Source organism: Micromonospora sp. RTBAU3-60 (assembly GCF_054963695.1).
On the sequence record NZ_JBUEGB010000015.1, the window covers coordinates 20424 to 37840 of the forward strand.

The following is a 17417-nucleotide window of genomic DNA, read 5'->3' on the forward strand; positions in this document are numbered from 1 at the left end:
CCGAGTCTCGGGGTGGGCGGGCCGCACGACGAGTGGCCGGAAAGCCATCATGCGCAATAATCGGGCCATGGCTGTCGTCCCGCACCGGATCGCCGTCCTCGCCCTCGACCAGGTGGTCGGCCTGGACCTGGGCACCCCGTCCCAGGTCTTCGGCACCGCCCGCACCGACGACTTCCAGCAGCTCTACACCGTCGCCGCCTGCGCCCCCGGCGGCGGCCCGGTCCGCAGCACCGCCGGCTTCCAGGTCCTCCCCGACCACGGGCTGGAGCTGCTCGACGCCGCCGACACGGTGATCGTCCCCGGCATCCACGGCGGCCCGCCGCTGGAGGACGGGACGCTGGCCCCGGAGGTGACGGCGGCGCTGCGGGCCGTCCACGAGCGGGGCGCCCGCCTCATGTCCATCTGCACGGGCGCGTTCGTGCTGGCCGCCGCCGGCCTGCTCGACGGCCGCCGGGCCACCACCCACTGGGCGTACGCGGAGCGCTTCCGCCGGCTGCACCCGGCCGTCGACCTCGACCCGGACGTGCTGTTCATCGACTCCGGCAGGGTGCTCACCTCGGCCGGGGTGGCCGCCGGCCTCGACCTGTGCCTGCACGTGATCCGCACCGACCACGGCAGCGAGGTGGCGAACCGGTCGGCCCGGCGCTGCGTGGTGCCGCCGTGGCGGGACGGCGGCCAGGCCCAGTACATCGAGCGCCCGGTCCCCCGAACGGCGGAGACCGGCACCGCCGCCACCCGGGAGTGGGCCGGGCAGCGGCTGCACGAGCCGGTCGCCCTGCGGGACCTGGCCGCCCACGCGCGGATGAGCGTACGCACCTTCACCCGGCACTTCCGCTCCGAGACCGGGCTCAGCCCGGCACAGTGGCTGCTCCAGCAGCGCACCGAGCACGCCCGGCTGCTGCTGGAGACCACCGACCTGAGCGTCAACCAGATCGCCCGGCACGCCGGCTTCGGCACCACCGCCGCCCTGCGCCAGCACTTCCACCAGCGGGTCGGCGTCGCCCCCACCGCCTACCGCCACACCTTCCGCCGCACGCCCTGACGGGGTCAGGCGAGATGCGGTTGGCGGCGTAGGGCGCGGAGCTGGGCCAGGTGCATGGGCAGGTGGACGCGGGTGTGCAGGTCCAGCGCGCGGCCCCAGGGCAGGGTGTCGGCCACGTCCAGGTCGAACCCCTCCCGCAGCACCGTCTCGACCGGGGTCTCCGCGGCCGGTCCGAGGCGTTCGGCGAGGGAGCACAGCTTCTGGCTGGTCGCTCGGAGCAGGGCGGCCAGCCCGTCCAGCCCGCCGCACTCGGAGACCAGCGCGTCGAGCTGCGGGCGGTGGATGGTCTCCAGGTCGTAGTACGCGAACGGCGAGCCGGCCAGCACCGCCTCGGTCGCCTCGCTCATCAGCTCGTCGCTGGCGGCCAGGTGGGCGACGATCTGCTCGGCGCTCAACTCCCCCTCCGCGGGCGGCCCGAACCCGCCCGCATCCACCTCGGCGAGCACCGCCTCGTACGCGCGCCGCAGCTCGGCGGTGTCCACGTCGTCCATCCCCGCATCCAACCCCGTCCCCGGACGGCAGCGCGGCGGCTACCCCGCCGGGTTCACCCGGACGGGGCGGCATGTCGGGGTTTACCCACCCGCTCGGCCTCGCTAATATAAGCCGCAACTTATTAAGGAGGAGTCTTGACGCTCACCAGTGACCCTGTCCGCGCCGCCGGTCTGGTGGCCCGCGAGATCCGCAGCGGCACACGCGACGGCCGGCCCACCAAGATCGCGATAGCCCGCCGCCGGTACGCCGCCGAGCGCCCGGACGTGTGGGATGCGCTCACCAACGCCGAGCGGATCCCCCGCTGGTTCCTTCCGATCAGCGGCGACCTGGTCGTCGGCGGCCGCTACCAGCTCGAAGGCAACGCCAGCGGCCTCGTGGAGAGCTGCACCGAGCCGGCCAGCTTCGCCGTGACCTGGGAGTTCAACGGCCAGGTCTCGTGGGTGCAGGTCCACCTCGGCGAGGCCGACGGCGGCACGACGCTGGAACTGTTCCACGAGGCGCACGTCGACCCCGACCTGTGGGCGCAGTTCGGCCCGGGGGCGGTCGGCATCGGTTGGGACCTCGCGCTGCTGGGCCTCGGCCAGCACCTGGCCGGTGCCGCCCTCGACCCGGCCGAGGGGGCCGCCTGGCCGCTCAGCCCCGACGGCACCCGGTTCGTCCGGCTCGCCGGCGAGGGCTGGGCGCAGGCCGCGATCGCCGACGGCGACGACCCCGAGCAGGCCCAAGCCGCCGCGGCGCGTACCGTCGCGTTCTACACGACCATGCCGGAGGAGGCATCGGAAGGCTGATGGCGGGTGCCGTCTTCGACGCGCTCGGCGATCCCGTGCGCCGCCGGATCCTCGAGCTGCTGAGCCTCGGCGAGCGGCCGGCGGGGGCGATCGCGGACGCGCTGCACGCGCAGTTCGGGATCTCCCAGCCGGCCGCCTCCCAGCACCTGCGGGTGCTGCGCCAGGCCGGACTGGTCACCGTGCGTGCCGAGGGCACCCGCCGCATCTACGGCGTCGACACCGCCGGAGTCGGCGTGGCCCAGGAATGGCTCGCCCGCTTCGCGGACCCCTTCGCCCAGCCCCTCGACGCCCTGGAGACCGAACTCGCTCGCGGTCGCCGGGAACGGCGGCGCGCCGGCAACCCGGACCAGGCGCAGCAGCCCGGGCCCCCGACCGAGCGTCGAAGCCCCAGGGCCACGGCCTGATATCAGGGCCTCTCCCGCGGCCGGACCCCGACCACACACCTGCGGCCGGCCGGCACGACCGCGGGCCGCGAGTCGCTTACGACATCAGCTCGACAGCGTGCCACGGACAGGCCCACCGCTGACCGGCCGCCGTTGACCGGTCAGCGGCGGCCGCGGCGGGCGCGCAGGTAATCGGAGACCACATACTCGCCGAGGTCGTCCAGATCGGGGGTGAACAGCCGCCCCCCGGACCGGCGGGCCACCGCGTCCATGAACCGGCGCAGGCCCGGATCGTCGCCGAGCATGAACAGGTTCAACGTGACGCCGTACCGGGTGAGCCGATCCACCTCCCGGATGGTCGCCTCGATCGTCTCCGGCAGCGGCGGCCAGTGGAAGTACGCCTCGCCGTCCTCCGGATCCAGGTGCGCGGTCGGCTCCCCGTCGGTGACCACCAGCACCACCGGCTCGGCTCCCGGATGGCGGCGCAGATGCCGGCCGGCCAGCCGCAGCGCGTGCTGCAGGTTGGTGCCCTGCTGCAGATCCGGCTCCACCGCCGCCAGCTCCTGCTGGGTCAGCGGCAGCGCCTGTCGACCGAACCCGATGATCTGCAGCGCGTCCTGCGGGAACCGGGTCGCCACCAGATGCGACAGCGCCAACGCCGTCTGCTTCATCGGCCCCCAGCGCCCCTGCGAGATCATCGAATACGACAGGTCGACGCAGAGCGCCACCGCCGCCGACGCGCGCCGCTCGGTCTCCACCACCTCGAAGTCCTCGACCGCAAGCTGCACCGGCACGGCCGGGCCGGCCCGCCGTACCGCACGGGTCAGCGTGCGCACCACGTCGAGGGGCTGCTCGTCGCCGTACTCCCACGGCCGGGACGCGCCGCTGACCTCGCCGGCCGCACCCGCCGAACGCAGGTCGTGCTGGCCGCGCGGGCCGGCCGTCAGGTCGGCGAAGACCCGCCGCAGGGCGGTGCCGGCCAGCCGGCGCAACGCCTTCGGGCTGAGCGTCAACCCTTCCGCGTCCCGGGTCACCCAGCCCTGCCGGCGCAGCTCCCGCTCCAGGTCCCGCAGCCGGCGTACGTCGTCGGCCGCGTCCCGACCCAGCGTCCGGGTCACCGCGTCGACGTCCACGTCGTCCAGGGTGGCGCCCGGCTGGTCCTGGTCGAGCTGGTCGAGCTGGTCGAGCAGGTCGTCCAGCTCGGCGAGCTCGCCGAGCGCCCCGGCCGCCTCGCCGTAGCCGAGCGGCCGCTCGCCCCGGACCCGCTCGCCGCGCTGCCAGTTCAGGTCCGGGCGCAGCGCCCGCAGGTGGCCGTCGAGCTGCGACAGCTCCCCGGCCAGCTGCTCGCCGAGGGACTGGCGCATCAGCCCGGCCAGTTCCTCCCGCTGCCGGTCCGACAGCGACCGCATCAGCCGCTCCCCCGCCGCCGCCCGCCGGGCCAGCACGTCGATCAGCTCGTCGACGTCCTTCGGCCGCTCCGGGAAGAACTCGCCGTGCCGGCGCATGAACTCGGCGAACGCGTCGGTGGTGTCCTCGGACCGGGCGTGCCGGGCGAGCAGGTCGTTGAGGTCGCGCATCATCTCGGCGAGCTGCCGCTGGGCGGCCGGGTCGGCGGCGGCCCGCGCCGCGTCCCGCAGCCCGGCGAAGCGCTGCTCCAGCACCTCGCCGCGCAGCCCGTCGAGGATCCGCTGGTACGTGGCCCGGGCCTCGGCGCTGGCCCAGTCGTACCCGGACAGCTCCTCCACCGCGCGGGCGGTCGAGCGGGGCAGGTTGTCCAGCACCGCCTCGGCGAAGCGGGCATCGTCGCCGTCCCGGCCGCGCAGCTCCTCCCGCTCGGCGGCCAGGGCCTGGTCGAGCAGCGCCCGCGCCCGGGTCACCGCGCCGTCCAGGTCGCCCCGACGCAGCGCCTCGCGGCGCAGCCGCCGGGCCCGGGCGGCCAGCTCGTCCAGGCCGCCGCGCCCCTGCGGGCCGCGCCGCAGCAGGTCCCGCAGCGCCTCCCGCAGGCTGCCGCCCGCGAGGACCTCCGCGCCGACCGCGTCCACCGCGGCCCGCACGTCGTACGGCGGGGCGAGCGGGTCGGGCCCGCCGCGCCACTGCCCGTACCGGAACCGGTTGCCGGCCATGCTCAGCCTCGGCCGCCGTAGACGGTGCGCCCGGAGTCGGTGACGTCCTTGCCCAGCCGGCGGGTCAGGTGCAGCCCCTCCAGCGCGAACTCGATCCCGGCGGCGGCCTCCTCGGGGCTCGGTGCGTCGCCCAGGCCGAGCCGGTCGAGCACCTTGGCCAGCCCGGGCACGGTGCCGACCTGGCGCAGCAGCTCGGCGGAGGAGACCAGCTCGCCGGTCTCGATCATTCCGCCCTCGGCGACCAGCGCGGTGAACCCGGACAGGTCCAGCCCGGCCAGCCGGGCGCGGAACGTCTCCGCGGTGGCGGTACGCAGCAGGTGGGCCAGGATCTCGATCTCCCGCCCCTCCTCGCCGCTCTCGAACTCGACCTTGCCGCGCAGGGTGGAGGTCACCGAGACCGCGTCGCCGACCCGGGCCACCGGCGCTTCGGGGCGTACCACGGAGTCGCCGGCACCGGGCGCGGCGCCGCCGGCCGCCGGAGCGGCGAGCAGGCCGGCGCGGCGCAGCGCGGCCGCCGCGACGGTCTCCGCGGCGGCGATGGCGAACCGGGCGGACACGCCGGAGCGCGGGTCCACCGACGGCGACTCCCGCACCGCGCGGGCGAACCGGGCGAGCACCTCCAGCACGTGCTCCGGCACCTCGGCGACCAGGTCGGCCTCCTGCCGGATCAGCGCCAGCTCCAGCTCCAGCTCGACCGGGTAGTGGGTACGGATCTCCGCGCCGAACCGGTCCTTCAGCGGGCTGATGATCCGGCCCCGGTTGGTGTAGTCCTCCGGGTTGGCACTCGCCACCAGGAGCAGGTCGAGCGGCAGGCGCAGCTGGTAGCCGCGGACCTGGATGTCCCGCTCCTCCAACACGTTCAGCAGCGCCACCTGGATCCGTTCGGCCAGGTCGGGCAGCTCGTTGACGGCGAAGATGCCCCGGTTGGTACGCGGCACCAGTCCGAAGTGGATGGTCTCCGGGTCGCCGAGCGTACGGCCCTGGGCGAGCCGGATCGGGTCGACGTCGCCGATCAGGTCACCGACGCTGGTGTCCGGCGTGGCCAGCTTCTCGCCGTACCGCATCGAGCGGTGCAGCCAGCCGATCGGCAACTCGTCGCCGCGCTCGGCGACGAGGGCGCGGGAGGCGGGGGTGAGCGGGTGCATCGGGTGCTCGTTGAGCACCGAGCCCGGGATGACCGGGGTCCACTCGTCGAGCAGCGCGCCGAGCGAACGGATCAGCCGGGTCTTGCCCTGGCCCCGCTCACCGAGCAGCACCATGTCGTGGCCGGCGAGCAGGGCCCGCTCGACCTCCGGCAGCACCGTGTCCTGGTAGCCGACGATGCCGGGGAAGCGCTCCTCGCCGGCGCGCATCCGGGCGAGGAGGTTGTCGCGGATCTCCTGCTTGACCGTGCGGTAGCGGTGGCCGGACGCCCGCAGCGCGCCGAGGGTGCCGGGCAGGTCGGCGGACGGGACCGGGGAAACCTGGTTTGGCGCAGTCACCCGACCCACGCTATCTCGGCCGGGTGACCGCGCGCCCGCTTCCGGGAGTCCGGACCGGGTCCGCTGCGCTCGAACGCTGCGGAGCCCGGACCTGCCTGACGTCCTGCGAGTCAACGGCCGTGCGGGTGGCCGGCACGCCTGGTGTCGACGTTGCCGGTCATGGCCGTGAGGATGTCGGGTAGTTCGGCCACGGTCTGGGCGGGCAGGCCGGCCACGGTTTCCTCCGCCAGCGCGCACCACAGCTGCTTGACCTGGTCGGCGAGCGCCTTACCGCTGTCGGTGAGTTCGACGATGCTGGCGCGCTTGTCGGAGGGGGCGGGTTCGCGGCGGATGTGGCCGGCGGCTTCGAGCTTGCGGGTCATGAGCGTGACGCTGGGCGGCTCGCAGCCGAGCGCCTCGCTGAGCTGGGCCTGGATCATCGGGCCGGTCCGGTCGAGTTCGAGCAGGAGCGCCTCCTGGCCGGGGTGCAGTCCGAGCGGGGCCAGCAACGCGGCGGCCCTGGCCCGGTGGCGCAGGCTCAGCAGGCGGATGGCCTGGTTGAGGGCGTCGGCGTACGCGAAGTCCATGGGGGCTCCTTGACAGGTTCGTTATGCGCATAACATTATGCGCATAACCAATTCTACAACGACTCGGGGGAGCCGGACATGACCGTGAAGGTCGCCGTCATCTACTACAGCGCGACAGGCACCGTGCACACGCTCGCGCAGGCCGTCGCCGAGGGCGCCGCCTCGGCCGGAGCCGAGGTGCGGCTGCGGCGGGTCGCCGAACTGGCACCCGACAGCGCGATCGACCAGAACCCGCAGTGGCGGCGGCACGCCGACGCCGCCACGTCCATCGCCCAGGCCTCGGTCGAGGACCTGGCGTGGGCCGATGCGTTCGCGTTCGGCACGCCGACCCGGTTCGGCGCGCCGGCCGCACAGCTCAAGCAGTTCATCGACCAGACCGGCGGGCTGTGGCGGGAAGGGCGACTGGCCGACAAGCCCGTGACGGCCTTCACCTCGGCCTTCAACCGACACGGCGGTAGCGAGGCCACGATCTTGTCGCTAGCCAATGTCTTCTACCACTGGGGGGCGCTGATCGTCCCGCCCGGATTCACCGACCCGACCGTGTCCGCCGCCGGCGGCAACCCCTACGGCACGTCGTTCGTGACCGGCCCGACCGGAGCCGGCCCCGACGCCGCGGCGCTGGCAGCGGCCCGGTACCAGGGACGGCGGCTGGCCCAGATCACGATCCGGCTGCTGGAGCACGGCCGCGTCACCGATGCCGCCGCAGGCGCCGGGAACGCCCGCGAACCCATGGCCGCAACCAGCTCACACAGCGCATGAGTGCCGGGCCAGCGAGGAGGAAATCATGACAAGCACCAGCACCGTAACTCAGCGGACCAGGCCGCTCACCGGCCCCGCCTGGTTGGTCCTGTCACTGGCCTGCGCCTGCCAGTTCATGGTGATCCTGGACGCGTCCATCGTCAACGTCGCCCTGCCCTCGATCCGCCAGGACCTCGGCTTCACGCCCACCGGTCTGGCCTGGGTGGTGAACGGCTATCTGCTCACCTTCGCCGGCTTCATGCTGCTTGGTGGCCGCGCCGCCGACCTGTTCGGCCATCGCCGGATGCTGGCCGCCGGGCTGTTCCTGTTCTCCGCCTCGAGTCTGGTCGGCGGCCTGGCAACCGCTCCGGAGGTCCTGGTGGCGGCCCGCGTCGCGCAGGGGGTGGGAGCCGCGATGCTCGCCCCGGCGACGCTGGCCGTGATCAACACCAGCTTCACCGAGCAGCACGCGCGCGCCCGCGCGTTCGGCGCATGGTCCGCCTCAGGCGGTGTCGGCGGGATGGCCGGCGCGCTCGCGGGCGGCGCACTCACCACCGGGCTGTCCTGGCGGTGGGTCTTCCTGATCAACGTGCCGATCGGCGTGCTGCTGATCGTGGTGGCCATGATGTCGCTGACCGGGACACGCACCGGCCGGCGGGAGTCGCTCGACCTCGCCGGCGCGGTCACCGGGACGGCGGGGCTGGCCGCGCTGATCTACGGGGTCATGCACAGCGCCGAGCACGGCTGGACATCCGCGCTGGTCGTCGGGCCAGCCGTGGCGGGCCTGCTCCTGCTGGTTGTCTTCACCGTGGTGGAGGCGCGTTTCGCCGCCCAGCCGATGATGCCCCTGCGGCTGTTCAAAATCCGGGGGGTGGCCGTCGGCAACGCCATGCTGCTGCTGTTCGGAGGGATTGCCATCGCGATGTGGTATTTCACCTCGCTGCTGCTGCAGAACGCACTCGGCTACAGCGCCCTTCAAGCCGGGCTCGGGCAGACCCCCGCGGCGGTGACGTTCGTGGTGATCGCGCGATGGGCCGCCGCCCTGCTGCCGCGAACCGGTGCGCGCCCGCTGGTGCTGGCCGGCTGCGCCGGTTTGGTAGCCGGTTTCGGCTGGCTCGCCCAGGCCCACGCCGACAGCGGCTACCTCACCAGCGTGCTCGGGCCCACGCTGCTCATCGCGGTCGGCATCGGGTTGGCCTTCCCCACCCTCATGGCCGCGGCCACCGCCGGCGTCCCCGACAGCGACGCGGGGACCATCGGCGGCCTGGCCAACACCGCCAGCCAGGTAGGCGGGTCGGTAGGCCTGGCGGTGCTCGCGACCGCCGCCAGCGCCAGAACCGCGATGGAGGCCGGCGGAAGTTCCCCCGCCGCCGCCCTCACCGCCGGCTACGACCTGGTCTTCCTCGCGGCGGCTGGGCTCGGCCTGGCCATCGCGGTGGTCAGCTTGCTGCTCCCACGGCACCGGCGCGGCTGACCGCCGGCGCTGGTTTCGGCACCGCCTTGCGCGGCTCGACCACGACCAGGCCGTCGTCGCGGTTACGTCGCAACTGTGCTGGCTGTTCCGGTCAGCCGGCGTGAGGCAGCGTCCGCCGCCCGGGCCGCACCCCTGCGAACCGGGCGGCGGACGCCCCAGGCACGGCGCCGAGCGCCGGCTGACCGGCCGCCTTGATCATCGGCAACCTTCGCGCGAACCGGACACCCGTCACGGGCGGCGGATCGGGCCGGGCCAGGGCCGCCGGCAGCGGGCACACGCGCCCCGCCGGCGTAGGTGGTACGCGACGGTCGCCGCCCCGAGCGCCGGCCCCCAGAACGGCCAGAGCAGCATCGGGGCGGTGGCGAGGCTGACCTCTTCCATGTGCCAGAAGGCGGGGCTGCTCAGCAGCCCGAGAGTGGCCGCGGTCACCGACAGGGCGACCAGCGCCGCCGGTACGACCGCGAGCGTGATCGGCACCCGCCGGCCGGCCAGCCCCACCATCCACCGGGGGAACCGCTCACCCCAGGGCCGGACCAGCCCCAGGGTGAGGATCGCGCCGACGGTGGCGAACGCGCCGAGGCCGGCACCGGCCCAGACCGCCCCGCTCTCCCGCAACTCCCGCAGGAAGTCCCCGGAAATGCCCAGCGGGATGCCGGCCGCCCAGGCGAGCCGGGTGACCGCGTAGCAGAGCGGGATGGCCGCGGCGGCGTAGGCGGCCCACCGGCCCCAGCGGGCGGCCGCCGTGGGTGACGTCCAGCCCCGCTCGTCGTCGTTCCGGCCGCAGCCCGCGCAGGCCCCGACGGTGCGCCGCTGCCACACCAGCACCGCCCCGGCCAGCAGGAGGCCGCCGAGCAGCGCGCCGCACCGGGCCAGCAGCGGCCAGTCGAAGATGTCGGCGTAGTCGACCGGCGGCCAGCCGAACGGCGCGCCGATGATCAGCATCGGCAGGTAGCCGAGGATGATCAGCACCCGGGCGTCCGGCACCACCACCGCCAGCCCGAAGGCGACCGTCCATCCGTAGCCGAGCAGCAGCGCCCGGGGCAGACCACGTACCCGGTCGGTGCGGCTCATCAGCAGCGCCGCGACCGCCGCGAGCAGCAGCACCCCGGCGAACAGCGGGGCGCCGAGGCGGACCGGTACCAGCCGGAGCACGGTCGTCTCGCCGCCGTGCGGATCGTTGGCGCCGAACGGGTATCCGGCGCCGGTCAGCGCCGACAGCAGGGCGAGCAGGCCCCAACCGCCGAGCCAGGCGGCGGCGAGCGGGGCGGCCAGGCGCAGCCGCGTCCCGGCGGCCCGGCGGGGTGGGGAATCGGTGATCGTCGTCATGGCTCCAGCCTCGGCCGACCGGACACCCCGCTCCTCCCGTGCGGCGGGGAACCCGCTCCCCCGCCCGAGGGACTCAGCCGGTGGGCACCACGAAGCCCGACTCGTACGCGGCGATCACCGCCTGCGTACGGTCCCGTACCCGAAGCTTGGTCAGCACGTTGCCGACGTGCGTCTTCACCGTCTCCACCCCGACCACCAGCCGCTCGGCGATCTCGGTGTTGGACAGCCCGGTGGCCATCAGCCGCAGCACCTCGGCCTCCCGGTCGGTTAGCCGCGCCGACCGCAGCCCGTCCCCGCCCCGCCCCCCGTACGCCCCGACGAGCTGCCGGATCGCCGTCGGGAAGAGCAGCGACTCACCGGCCGCCACCACCCGGATCGCCTCCACCACCTCGCTCGGCCGGGCCCGCTTGAGCAGGAAGCCGCTCGCCCCGGCCCGCAGCGCGTCGTAGACGTACTCGTCGTTGGCGAACGTGGTGATCACCAGCACGCGCGGCGGATCGGCGGAGGTGGCGAGCAGCCGCCGGGTCGCCTGGATGCCGTCGATGGCGGGCATCCGGACGTCCATCAGCACCACCCGGGGGCGCAGCTTCGCCACCAGCGGCGGCACCTCCGCGCCGTCCGTCGCCTCGCCGACCACCCGCAGGTCGGGCTGGGCGTCCACAATGGCCCGCAGCCCCACCCGGACCAGCTCGTCGTCGTCGACGATCAGCACGTCGATGGTCACCCGGTCTCCCCCCTCGGCACCGGCAACGAGGCCTGGACCCGCCACCGGTCGCCCTCCGGGCCGGCGGTGAGCCGCCCGCCGAGCAGCAGCACCCGCTCCCGCATGCCGGCCAGGCCACGACCGCCGCGCCCCGCCCCCGCGGCGCCGCGCAGGCCGTTGACCAGCTCGATCTCCAAACCATCCCTTGGTACGTCCACCCGCAGCGTCACCGGCCCGCGGCCGTGCCGGGCCGCGTTGGTCAGCCCCTCCTGCACGATCCGGTAGCCCTCCCGGGACACCGCCGCGGGCAACTCCCCGACCGCCCCGCTGACCCGCGACTCCACGGCCAGGCCGGCGGCCCGGGTGTCGGCGACCAGCCGGTCCAGCCGGGCCAGGGTGGGCTGCGGCGCGGTGGGCGCCCGGGTCGACCCGCCCTCGCTCTCCCGCAGCAGCCCGAGCACGTGGTCCAGGTCGTCCATCGCGTGCCGGCTGGTCTCCTCGATGGCGCGCAGCGCCCGCCGGGTGAACTCCGGGTCGGCGTCGAGCAACTCGCGGGCGGCCCCGGCCTGAAGGGTGGCCACGGTCAGCGCGTGCCCGACCGAGTCGTGCAGCTCCCGGGCCAGCCGGTTCCGCTCGGCCAGCCGGGCGGCCCGGGCCTCCAGCGCGGCGATCCGCTCACCCTGGGACGGGCCGAGCAGCACCGGCGCCATCGACGCGGCGAGCGCCCCCAGCCCGGCCACCGCGTAGCCGAGCCCGACCAGCAGCACCACCCCGGTCAACGTCGCCCCGAGCGGGTTCCCGATCAGCGGCCCGAACCCGGCCCGGGCGGCGCCGGGGTCCAGGCCGATCGGACCGGCCAGGAAGACCAACGCCATCGGCAGGGCGCTGATCGCCGCGAACAGCACGAGACCACCGGTGAACAGGTGCAGGGCGATCCACAGCGCGGCGCGTACCCGGGTCTCCCGGTCGAGCCGGTGACCCGCCGCCGGGTCGGGCAGGTCGACCGCGAGCAGCGCCCGGGCGGCGGCGATCTCCAGGGCCCGGCTGCCGGCGAGGAACACCGGCACCGCCGCCAGCACCACAGCCACCAACAGCAGCCCGAAGACCGCCGGCCGGGGCACGTCGTCGTTGGCCAGCATCTGGGCGAAGGCCGCCGCGAGCAACGCGTACGGCAGCGCGAGCACCCCGCCGAGCAGCAGAAACACGGCCCGCCGCCAGGTGCTCCCGCGCACCAGCGGCCCCAGCACCCCCCGGAGACTCACCCACCCATTGTCGCGCCCCGGCCCACCCCACCGACTCCCCCACGGTGGGGAGATCGTCACCGGTCAGCGGTGCTGCTGCACGTACTTCTCCGGGTCCTTGTCGAGGAACGGCAGGTTCCGGCCGTTCTTGTGCTCGCCGTAGAACCGCAGCCAGCGCGCCCCCAGCTCGGCGCGCAGCTCCACGCTGGCGTGCCGGCGGAAGTCGGGCAGCGCCTCGTCCTCCTCCTCGGCCAGGTGCTCGCTGTTCTCCCGGCGGGCCGTCCACACCGCGCGCCACCAGGGGTCCGAGCCGACCTCGTGGCGCTTCGACTCGGCGATCGCGTCGCGGATCTTGTTGTGGTCGCCGATGGCGTCCTCGGTCTCGTCCTCGCCGTCGTCGCCGTGCTTGACCAGGTGCGGGTAGAGGATGGCCTCCTCCGCCTCGGCGTGGATGTCCAGATGCAGGGCGAGCGCCTCCCAGATCGCCAGCAGCTCAGCCGGGTCGCGGGCGTCGTCGAGCCGGGCGAAGCCGCGCCGGAAGGAGGCGTGGTCGTCGAGGATGAGTGCGGTGATGTCGTCCATGATGCTCACTTCCCGGTCCGGGCGCGGATCAGCTTGGGTACGGCGGCCAGGCCGGTGACCGGCCGGAACTGCCGGGCGGCGGTGGCCAGGGCGGCGTACTCGCCGTCGTTCAGATCGATCTCGGCGGCGGCTGCGTTGCGCTCCATCTGCTCGACGCCGGAGGCGCCGGGGATGGCCACCACGTTCGGGTGGCGCAGCACGTACGCCAGGGCGATCTGACTGGGGGTGGCGTCGTGCGCGGCGGCCACCTCGCGCAGCGTGGCGATCAGCGCGGTGCCGCGTTCCAGGTTCTCCGGCAGGAAGTACGGGTTGGCCCGGCGAACCGCCCCGCTGGGCAGGTTCCTCGCGTCGTACCGCCCCGAGAGGAAGCCCTGCGCGAGCGGGCTGTACGCGATGACGATCCGGCCGGCCTGCTCCGCGTACGGGATCAGGTCCTCCTCGGGGCCACGGTCGACCATGCTGTAGCGGACCTGGTTGCTCAGCACCCGGCGGCCGAGCGCCGCCTCCGCCGCCTGCCAGCGGCGCAGGCGGTAGTTACTGACGCCGACCTCGCCGACCAGCCCGACGTCCTGCAGGGCGCGCATGCCCCGCATGGCGGTGGTGTCGGCGACCACCGGATTGGGCTGGTGCACCTGGTAGAGGTCGATGCAGCTGACGCCGAGCCGGGCGGCGGAGGCGACCGCGCGCTGCTGCACCACCGCGGCGACCGGCAACACCGGGAAGATCTTGCTGGCCACCACGACCCTGGCCCGGTCCCCGCCGAGGGCCGCGCCGAGAATGCGCTCGCTGCGGCCGAAGCCGTAGAGCTCGGCGGTGTCGAAGAGGGTGACTCCGAGGTCGAGCGCCCGCCGGACGATGTCCGCCGCCCGACGCTCGTAGTCGGCACCGTAGCCCCACTCCTTCGAGCCGAACTGCCACGTGCCGAGGCCGATCTTCGAGATCGGCTTGGGGGTGTCGAGCTGGACGAAACGCATGGCACCGAAGCTACCCGGACAAGCGGGACCGCACGCCCGTTCCGGCGCCCCGGCACAATGGTCGGGTGGATCTCCGCATCCGGCCTGCCCGCCCCGACGAGGCGGCCGAGCTGACCGAGCTGACGCTGCGCTCCAAGGGCCACTGGGGCTACGACGCCGAGTTCCTGGCCCGCTGCCGCAGCGAACTGACGCTGACCCCGGCGGATGTGGCCGCGCGACAGGTGGCGGTGGCCGAACGGGACGGTCGGGCGGTCGGGCTGGTGGTGCTCGGCGGCGCACCGCCCGAGCTGGAGCTGGAAATGCTCTTCGTCGACCCACCGGCGATCGGCACCGGCGCCGGCCGGGTGCTGTTCGACCACGCCGTGGCCGCGGCCCGCGCCACCGGCGCCCGTACGCTGTGGATCGACGCGGACCCGGGCGCCGAGCCGTTCTACCGGCACGTCGGCGCGGTCCCCGCCGGCACCGCGGTCTCCCCCTCCACCGGCCGCACCCTGCCCCGCCTGCGCTACGACCTCTGACTCCGGTCCCGTCAGACGCCAGGACTAGGGTCGAAGGCCGTGACCTACCTCGCCGCTGATGCGCGTTACGACTCGATGACCTACCGGCGCAGCGGGCGCAGCGGGCTGCGCCTGCCCGCCATCTCGCTCGGGCTGTGGCACAACTTCGGCCCGGACCGCCCGTACGAGCGGCAGCGGGACATCGTCCGACGCGCCTTCGACCTCGGCATCACCCACTTCGACCTGGCCAACAACTACGGCCCGCCGCCCGGCGCCGCCGAGGAGAACTTCGGCCGGCTGCTCGCCACCGACCTCAAGCCGTACCGGGACGAGCTGGTCATCTCCAGCAAGGCCGGCTACCTGATGTGGCCCGGCCCGTACGGCGAATGGGGCTCCCGCAAGTATCTGATCTCGTCGCTGGACCAGTCGCTGCGCCGGCTGGGGCTCGACTACGTGGACATCTTCTACTCCCACCGGTTCGACCCGGACACGCCGCTGGAGGAGACGATGGGCGCGCTGGACGCCATCGTCCGCTCCGGCAGGGCGCTCTACATCGGCATCTCCAACTACACCTCGGAGCAGACCGCCCGCGCCGCCGCGATCCTGCGCGACCTCGGTACGCCGCTACTGATCAACCAGCCGGCGTACTCGATGTTCAACCGCTGGACCGAGGAGGACGGGCTGCTGGACACGCTGGAGCAGGTCGGGGCGGGCTGCATCGCCTACAGCCCACTGGCGCAGGGCCTGCTCACCGACCGCTACCTGGGCGGGATCCCGGCCGACTCCCGGGTGCGGACCAGCGTCTTCCTCAACGAGGGCGACCTGACCGAGGAGCGGATGACGACCATCCGGGGGCTCGCGGCGATCGCCGAACGCCGGGGCCAGACCCTGGCCCAACTCGCGCTGGCCTGGGCACTGCGCGACCCGCGGATGACCAGCCTCATCATCGGGGCGAGCAGCGTCGCCCAGTTGGAGGGGAACGTGGCCGCGCTGGACAACCTCGACGTCAGTGCCGAGGAGCTGGCCGAGATCGACCAGGCCCTGGGCTGATCCCTGGCTGTCGGACCGCAGCGCTCCCCAGCCCGCACGGCGGGTGCGGTCCGCCCACGACGGCGCCAACGCAGCCCCGGTCCAGCTAGTTTCGGCCACAGGGGATCCGCACGCATCACCGGGCCAGCTCGGGACTGCCGGCCGAATGGGCCGCCTGGGCGGCGCGGGGCGGCGGCGGACCGGGGCCGTGCCCTACAGTGTCGGCACCGAGTGATCAAAATGCATAGCGCGCGGACCCTCGGTTTGGCCGTGGGGTTTACGCATCGACTAAGGATGGACGGTAGATAGCACAAATCTGAGTGCTGCCTGGGTGTCGGTCACCGTGCGGTCGGACTGCGACGTGGTTCCGACGCGCTTCCACGTCGTGTCTGGTGCCCGAAGTATCGACGTATTTGCTCGGCGGTCTGATTAAGGAACTGTTCAAGCAGCTCATCTGAGGGTGGTTGGGACGAAGGAGGCGTGGCTCGTGGCCGTGGAAGTCATGCCTGACCACGTGCACCTACTGGTCGAGGTCAACCCGCCGTACGGCGTCCGCAAACTGGTCAGGGCAATCAAGGGACACACGCCGCTGGTGCGGCGGGAGGAAATCCCGTCCCTGCGCTTCGGGCTGCCGACCCTGTGGGCGAACCCGTACTTCATGGCGACCACTGGTGGGCCTCCGCTGGCTGCAGTGAAGCCGTACGTCGAGCAGCAGGAGGGCCGTTGAATGTTTAGCGGCCGCCGGTACCTGCTTGCATTCACCGACGAGCAGGTCGCCTACGCCGAACAGGTCGGCGCGGTGTGCCGGGCGGTGTGGAACACCGCGCTGGAGCAGCGCCGTGAGTACCGCCGCCGTGGCGCGTGGATCACCTACAACGAGCAGGCCCGGCAGTTGGCTGAGGCCAAGAAGGATCCCGCTTGCGCCTGGCTGGCCGACGCCCCCGCGCACACCCTGCAGCAGACCCTGCGGGACCTGGAGCGGGCATGCAAGACGCATGGCACGTGGAAGGTGCGGTGGCGGTCTAAGGCTCGTAACGAGCCGTCGTTTCGCTTCCCCGACCCGAAAGCTATCGCCGTGCGGCGGCTCAACCGGCGGTGGGGTGAGGTGCGGCTGCCGAAGTTCGGGCCGGTCAGGTTCCGGTGGACCAGACCGCTGGGCGGTACGGTTCGCAATGCCACGGTCTCCCGCGACGGCGGGCGCTGGTACATCTCGTTCTGCATCGAGGACGGCAGGACCGAGGCGGCGCCAAACGGCAAACCGTCGATCGGCGTAGATCGGGGCGTGGCGGTCGCCGTGGCGACGTCCGACGGGGGTCTAGACGACCGGGAGTTCGTCACCCCCGGCGAGGCAGCCAGGCTCAAGCGGTTGCAGCAGCGGCTTTCCCGATCGCTACGGGTCCACGGTTGTAACCGCAGGTCGGGGCGGCGGGAGGCGACGCGCGCGCAGCTCGGCCGGCTGAACGCCCGTATCCGGGCCCGCCGGGCTGACTTCGCCGCACAGACGGCCGTGCGGCTGGTCCGCGACCACGGGCTGATCGCTGTCGAAGGCCTGCGCATCAAGAACATGACCGCCAGCGCCAAAGGCACCGTTGACCAGCCCGGCCGGAATGTGAAGGCCAAGGCCAGTCTGAACCGGGCCATCCTCAACAAAGGCTGGGGCGGGTTCCTGCTGAAACTGAGGCACGCCGCCCGGTACCACGGCGCGAGGGTGGTACCGGTCAAGCCCGCATACACGTCGCAGACCTGCAACGCCTGCAAGCATGCCGCCCCGGAGTCCCGCAAGAGCCAAGCGGTCTTCCGGTGCGTCGCCTGCGGGCACCAGGACCACGCCGACGTGAACGCGGCCAAGAACATACTCGCCGCCGGGCTGGCGGTAACAGGGCGTGGAGACCTCGCCGTCGGGCGGTCTACGAAGCGCCAACCACTCAAACTGATCGCAGCTTGAGCAACGATCAGCCACGGGAATCCCCGCCTTCAG

Annotated in this window: 17 protein-coding genes and 1 pseudogene; 9 read left to right on the forward strand and 9 right to left on the reverse strand. The window is 73.5% G+C overall.

From position 1 onward, the window contains the following. Window positions 1–49 precede the first annotated feature (49 nt). Window positions 50–1042, forward strand: a complete 993-nt coding sequence (locus tag ACY34I_RS17010; protein WP_462755983.1) for a GlxA family transcriptional regulator — start codon at window positions 50–52, stop codon at window positions 1040–1042. 5 nt (window positions 1043–1047) lie between these two features. Here the strand turns inward: ACY34I_RS17010 and ACY34I_RS17015 are convergent, their stop codons facing one another. Beyond that, window positions 1048–1524 (reverse strand): hypothetical protein, encoded by a 477-nt coding sequence (locus tag ACY34I_RS17015; RefSeq protein ID WP_462756102.1) that lies wholly within the window; start codon window positions 1522–1524, stop codon window positions 1048–1050. Window positions 1525–1668: 144 nt separating this feature from the next. On the opposite strand from ACY34I_RS17015, the gene ACY34I_RS17020 reads away from it, so the two are divergent. After that, on the forward strand, window positions 1669–2322 hold the full coding sequence (locus ACY34I_RS17020; protein WP_462755984.1) for an SRPBCC domain-containing protein: 654 nt from the start codon (window positions 1669–1671) through the stop codon (window positions 2320–2322). Next, window positions 2322–2726, forward strand: coding sequence for an ArsR/SmtB family transcription factor (locus ACY34I_RS17025; RefSeq protein ID WP_462755985.1), 405 nt, complete (start codon window positions 2322–2324; stop codon window positions 2724–2726). Before ACY34I_RS17020 ends, ACY34I_RS17025 begins: the two co-directional genes overlap by 1 nt. 140 nt (window positions 2727–2866) lie before the next feature. Here the strand turns inward: ACY34I_RS17025 and ACY34I_RS17030 are convergent, their stop codons facing one another. The 3 genes from ACY34I_RS17030 to ACY34I_RS17040 form a co-directional block, all read right to left on the reverse strand. After that, window positions 2867–4828 carry a VWA domain-containing protein gene (locus ACY34I_RS17030; RefSeq protein ID WP_462755986.1) on the reverse strand — a complete coding sequence of 654 codons (1962 nt, stop codon included), beginning with the start codon at window positions 4826–4828 and terminating at the stop codon, window positions 2867–2869. A 2-nt stretch (window positions 4829–4830) separates the two neighbouring features. Beyond that, on the reverse strand, window positions 4831–6318 hold the full coding sequence (locus tag ACY34I_RS17035) for a magnesium chelatase (protein ID WP_462755987.1): 1488 nt from the start codon (window positions 6316–6318) through the stop codon (window positions 4831–4833). A 101-nt stretch (window positions 6319–6419) separates the two neighbouring features. Next, window positions 6420–6875, reverse strand: a complete 456-nt coding sequence (locus ACY34I_RS17040; protein WP_462755988.1) for a MarR family winged helix-turn-helix transcriptional regulator — start codon at window positions 6873–6875, stop codon at window positions 6420–6422. A 78-nt stretch (window positions 6876–6953) separates the two neighbouring features. Here ACY34I_RS17040 and wrbA point away from each other — a divergent pair, with 78 nt between their 5' ends. Further along, a complete protein-coding gene (gene wrbA, locus ACY34I_RS17045) occupies window positions 6954–7634 on the forward strand; it encodes an NAD(P)H:quinone oxidoreductase (RefSeq protein WP_462755989.1) in 681 nt (226 codons plus the stop codon). Window positions 7635–7659: 25 nt separating this feature from the next. Then, a complete protein-coding gene (locus tag ACY34I_RS17050) occupies window positions 7660–9087 on the forward strand; it encodes an MFS transporter (RefSeq protein ID WP_462755990.1) in 1428 nt (475 codons plus the stop codon). Window positions 9088–9315: 228 nt separating this feature from the next. On the opposite strand, the gene ACY34I_RS17055 is transcribed toward ACY34I_RS17050, so the two are convergent. The 5 genes from ACY34I_RS17055 to ACY34I_RS17075 form a co-directional block, all read right to left on the reverse strand. Beyond that, a complete protein-coding gene (locus tag ACY34I_RS17055; RefSeq protein WP_462755991.1) occupies window positions 9316–10413 on the reverse strand; it encodes a hypothetical protein in 1098 nt (365 codons plus the stop codon). Between the two features lie 73 nt (window positions 10414–10486). Beyond that, a complete protein-coding gene (locus tag ACY34I_RS17060; protein ID WP_462755992.1) occupies window positions 10487–11137 on the reverse strand; it encodes a response regulator transcription factor in 651 nt (216 codons plus the stop codon). Beyond that, the gene (locus ACY34I_RS17065) at window positions 11134–12378 is read right to left on the reverse strand and encodes a sensor histidine kinase (RefSeq protein WP_462755993.1); all 1245 of its coding nucleotides are present in this window, start codon (window positions 12376–12378) and stop codon (window positions 11134–11136) included. The genes ACY34I_RS17060 and ACY34I_RS17065 overlap by 4 nt, the downstream gene beginning before the upstream one ends. 63 nt (window positions 12379–12441) lie before the next feature. Beyond that, window positions 12442–12939: a hemerythrin domain-containing protein gene (locus ACY34I_RS17070; protein ID WP_462755994.1), complete on the reverse strand. Its 498-nt coding sequence runs from the start codon at window positions 12937–12939 to the stop codon at window positions 12442–12444. Between the two features lie 5 nt (window positions 12940–12944). Further along, the gene (locus tag ACY34I_RS17075) at window positions 12945–13913 is read right to left on the reverse strand and encodes an aldo/keto reductase (RefSeq protein ID WP_462755995.1); all 969 of its coding nucleotides are present in this window, start codon (window positions 13911–13913) and stop codon (window positions 12945–12947) included. A gap of 65 nt (window positions 13914–13978) precedes the next feature. Between ACY34I_RS17075 and ACY34I_RS17080 the strand changes: the two genes are divergently transcribed. The 4 genes and pseudogenes from ACY34I_RS17080 to ACY34I_RS17095 all read left to right on the forward strand — a co-directional run bounded on the left by ACY34I_RS17080 (window position 13979) and on the right by ACY34I_RS17095 (window position 17384). Continuing rightward, a complete protein-coding gene (locus tag ACY34I_RS17080; RefSeq protein WP_462755996.1) occupies window positions 13979–14431 on the forward strand; it encodes a GNAT family N-acetyltransferase in 453 nt (150 codons plus the stop codon). 39 nt (window positions 14432–14470) lie between these two features. After that, on the forward strand, window positions 14471–15460 hold the full coding sequence (gene mgrA, locus ACY34I_RS17085; protein WP_462755997.1) for an L-glyceraldehyde 3-phosphate reductase: 990 nt from the start codon (window positions 14471–14473) through the stop codon (window positions 15458–15460). A 310-nt stretch (window positions 15461–15770) separates the two neighbouring features. After that, a pseudogene (gene tnpA / locus ACY34I_RS17090) lies at window positions 15771–16166 on the forward strand (IS200/IS605 family transposase). Next, window positions 16167–17384, forward strand: coding sequence for an RNA-guided endonuclease InsQ/TnpB family protein (locus tag ACY34I_RS17095; protein ID WP_462755998.1), 1218 nt, complete (start codon window positions 16167–16169; stop codon window positions 17382–17384). It abuts the pseudogene before it with no gap. The last annotated feature ends 33 nt before the right edge of the window (window positions 17385–17417 follow it).

Coding starts and splice junctions, on each gene's coding strand:
- ACY34I_RS17010 (WP_462755983.1), top strand. CDS start 50: ATGCGCAATAATCGGGCCATGGCTGTCGTCCCGCACCGGATCGCCGTC.
- ACY34I_RS17025 (WP_462755985.1), top strand. CDS start 2,322: ATGGCGGGTGCCGTCTTCGACGCGCTCGGCGATCCCGTGCGCCGCCGG.
- ACY34I_RS17030 (WP_462755986.1), bottom strand. CDS start 4,828: ATGGCCGGCAACCGGTTCCGGTACGGGCAGTGGCGCGGCGGGCCCGAC.
- ACY34I_RS17040 (WP_462755988.1), bottom strand. CDS start 6,875: ATGGACTTCGCGTACGCCGACGCCCTCAACCAGGCCATCCGCCTGCTG.
- wrbA (WP_462755989.1), top strand. CDS start 6,954: ATGACCGTGAAGGTCGCCGTCATCTACTACAGCGCGACAGGCACCGTG.
- ACY34I_RS17050 (WP_462755990.1), top strand. CDS start 7,660: ATGACAAGCACCAGCACCGTAACTCAGCGGACCAGGCCGCTCACCGGC.
- ACY34I_RS17055 (WP_462755991.1), bottom strand. CDS start 10,413: ATGACGACGATCACCGATTCCCCACCCCGCCGGGCCGCCGGGACGCGG.
- ACY34I_RS17070 (WP_462755994.1), bottom strand. CDS start 12,939: ATGGACGACATCACCGCACTCATCCTCGACGACCACGCCTCCTTCCGG.
- ACY34I_RS17075 (WP_462755995.1), bottom strand. CDS start 13,913: ATGCGTTTCGTCCAGCTCGACACCCCCAAGCCGATCTCGAAGATCGGC.
- ACY34I_RS17095 (WP_462755998.1), top strand. CDS start 16,167: ATGTTTAGCGGCCGCCGGTACCTGCTTGCATTCACCGACGAGCAGGTC.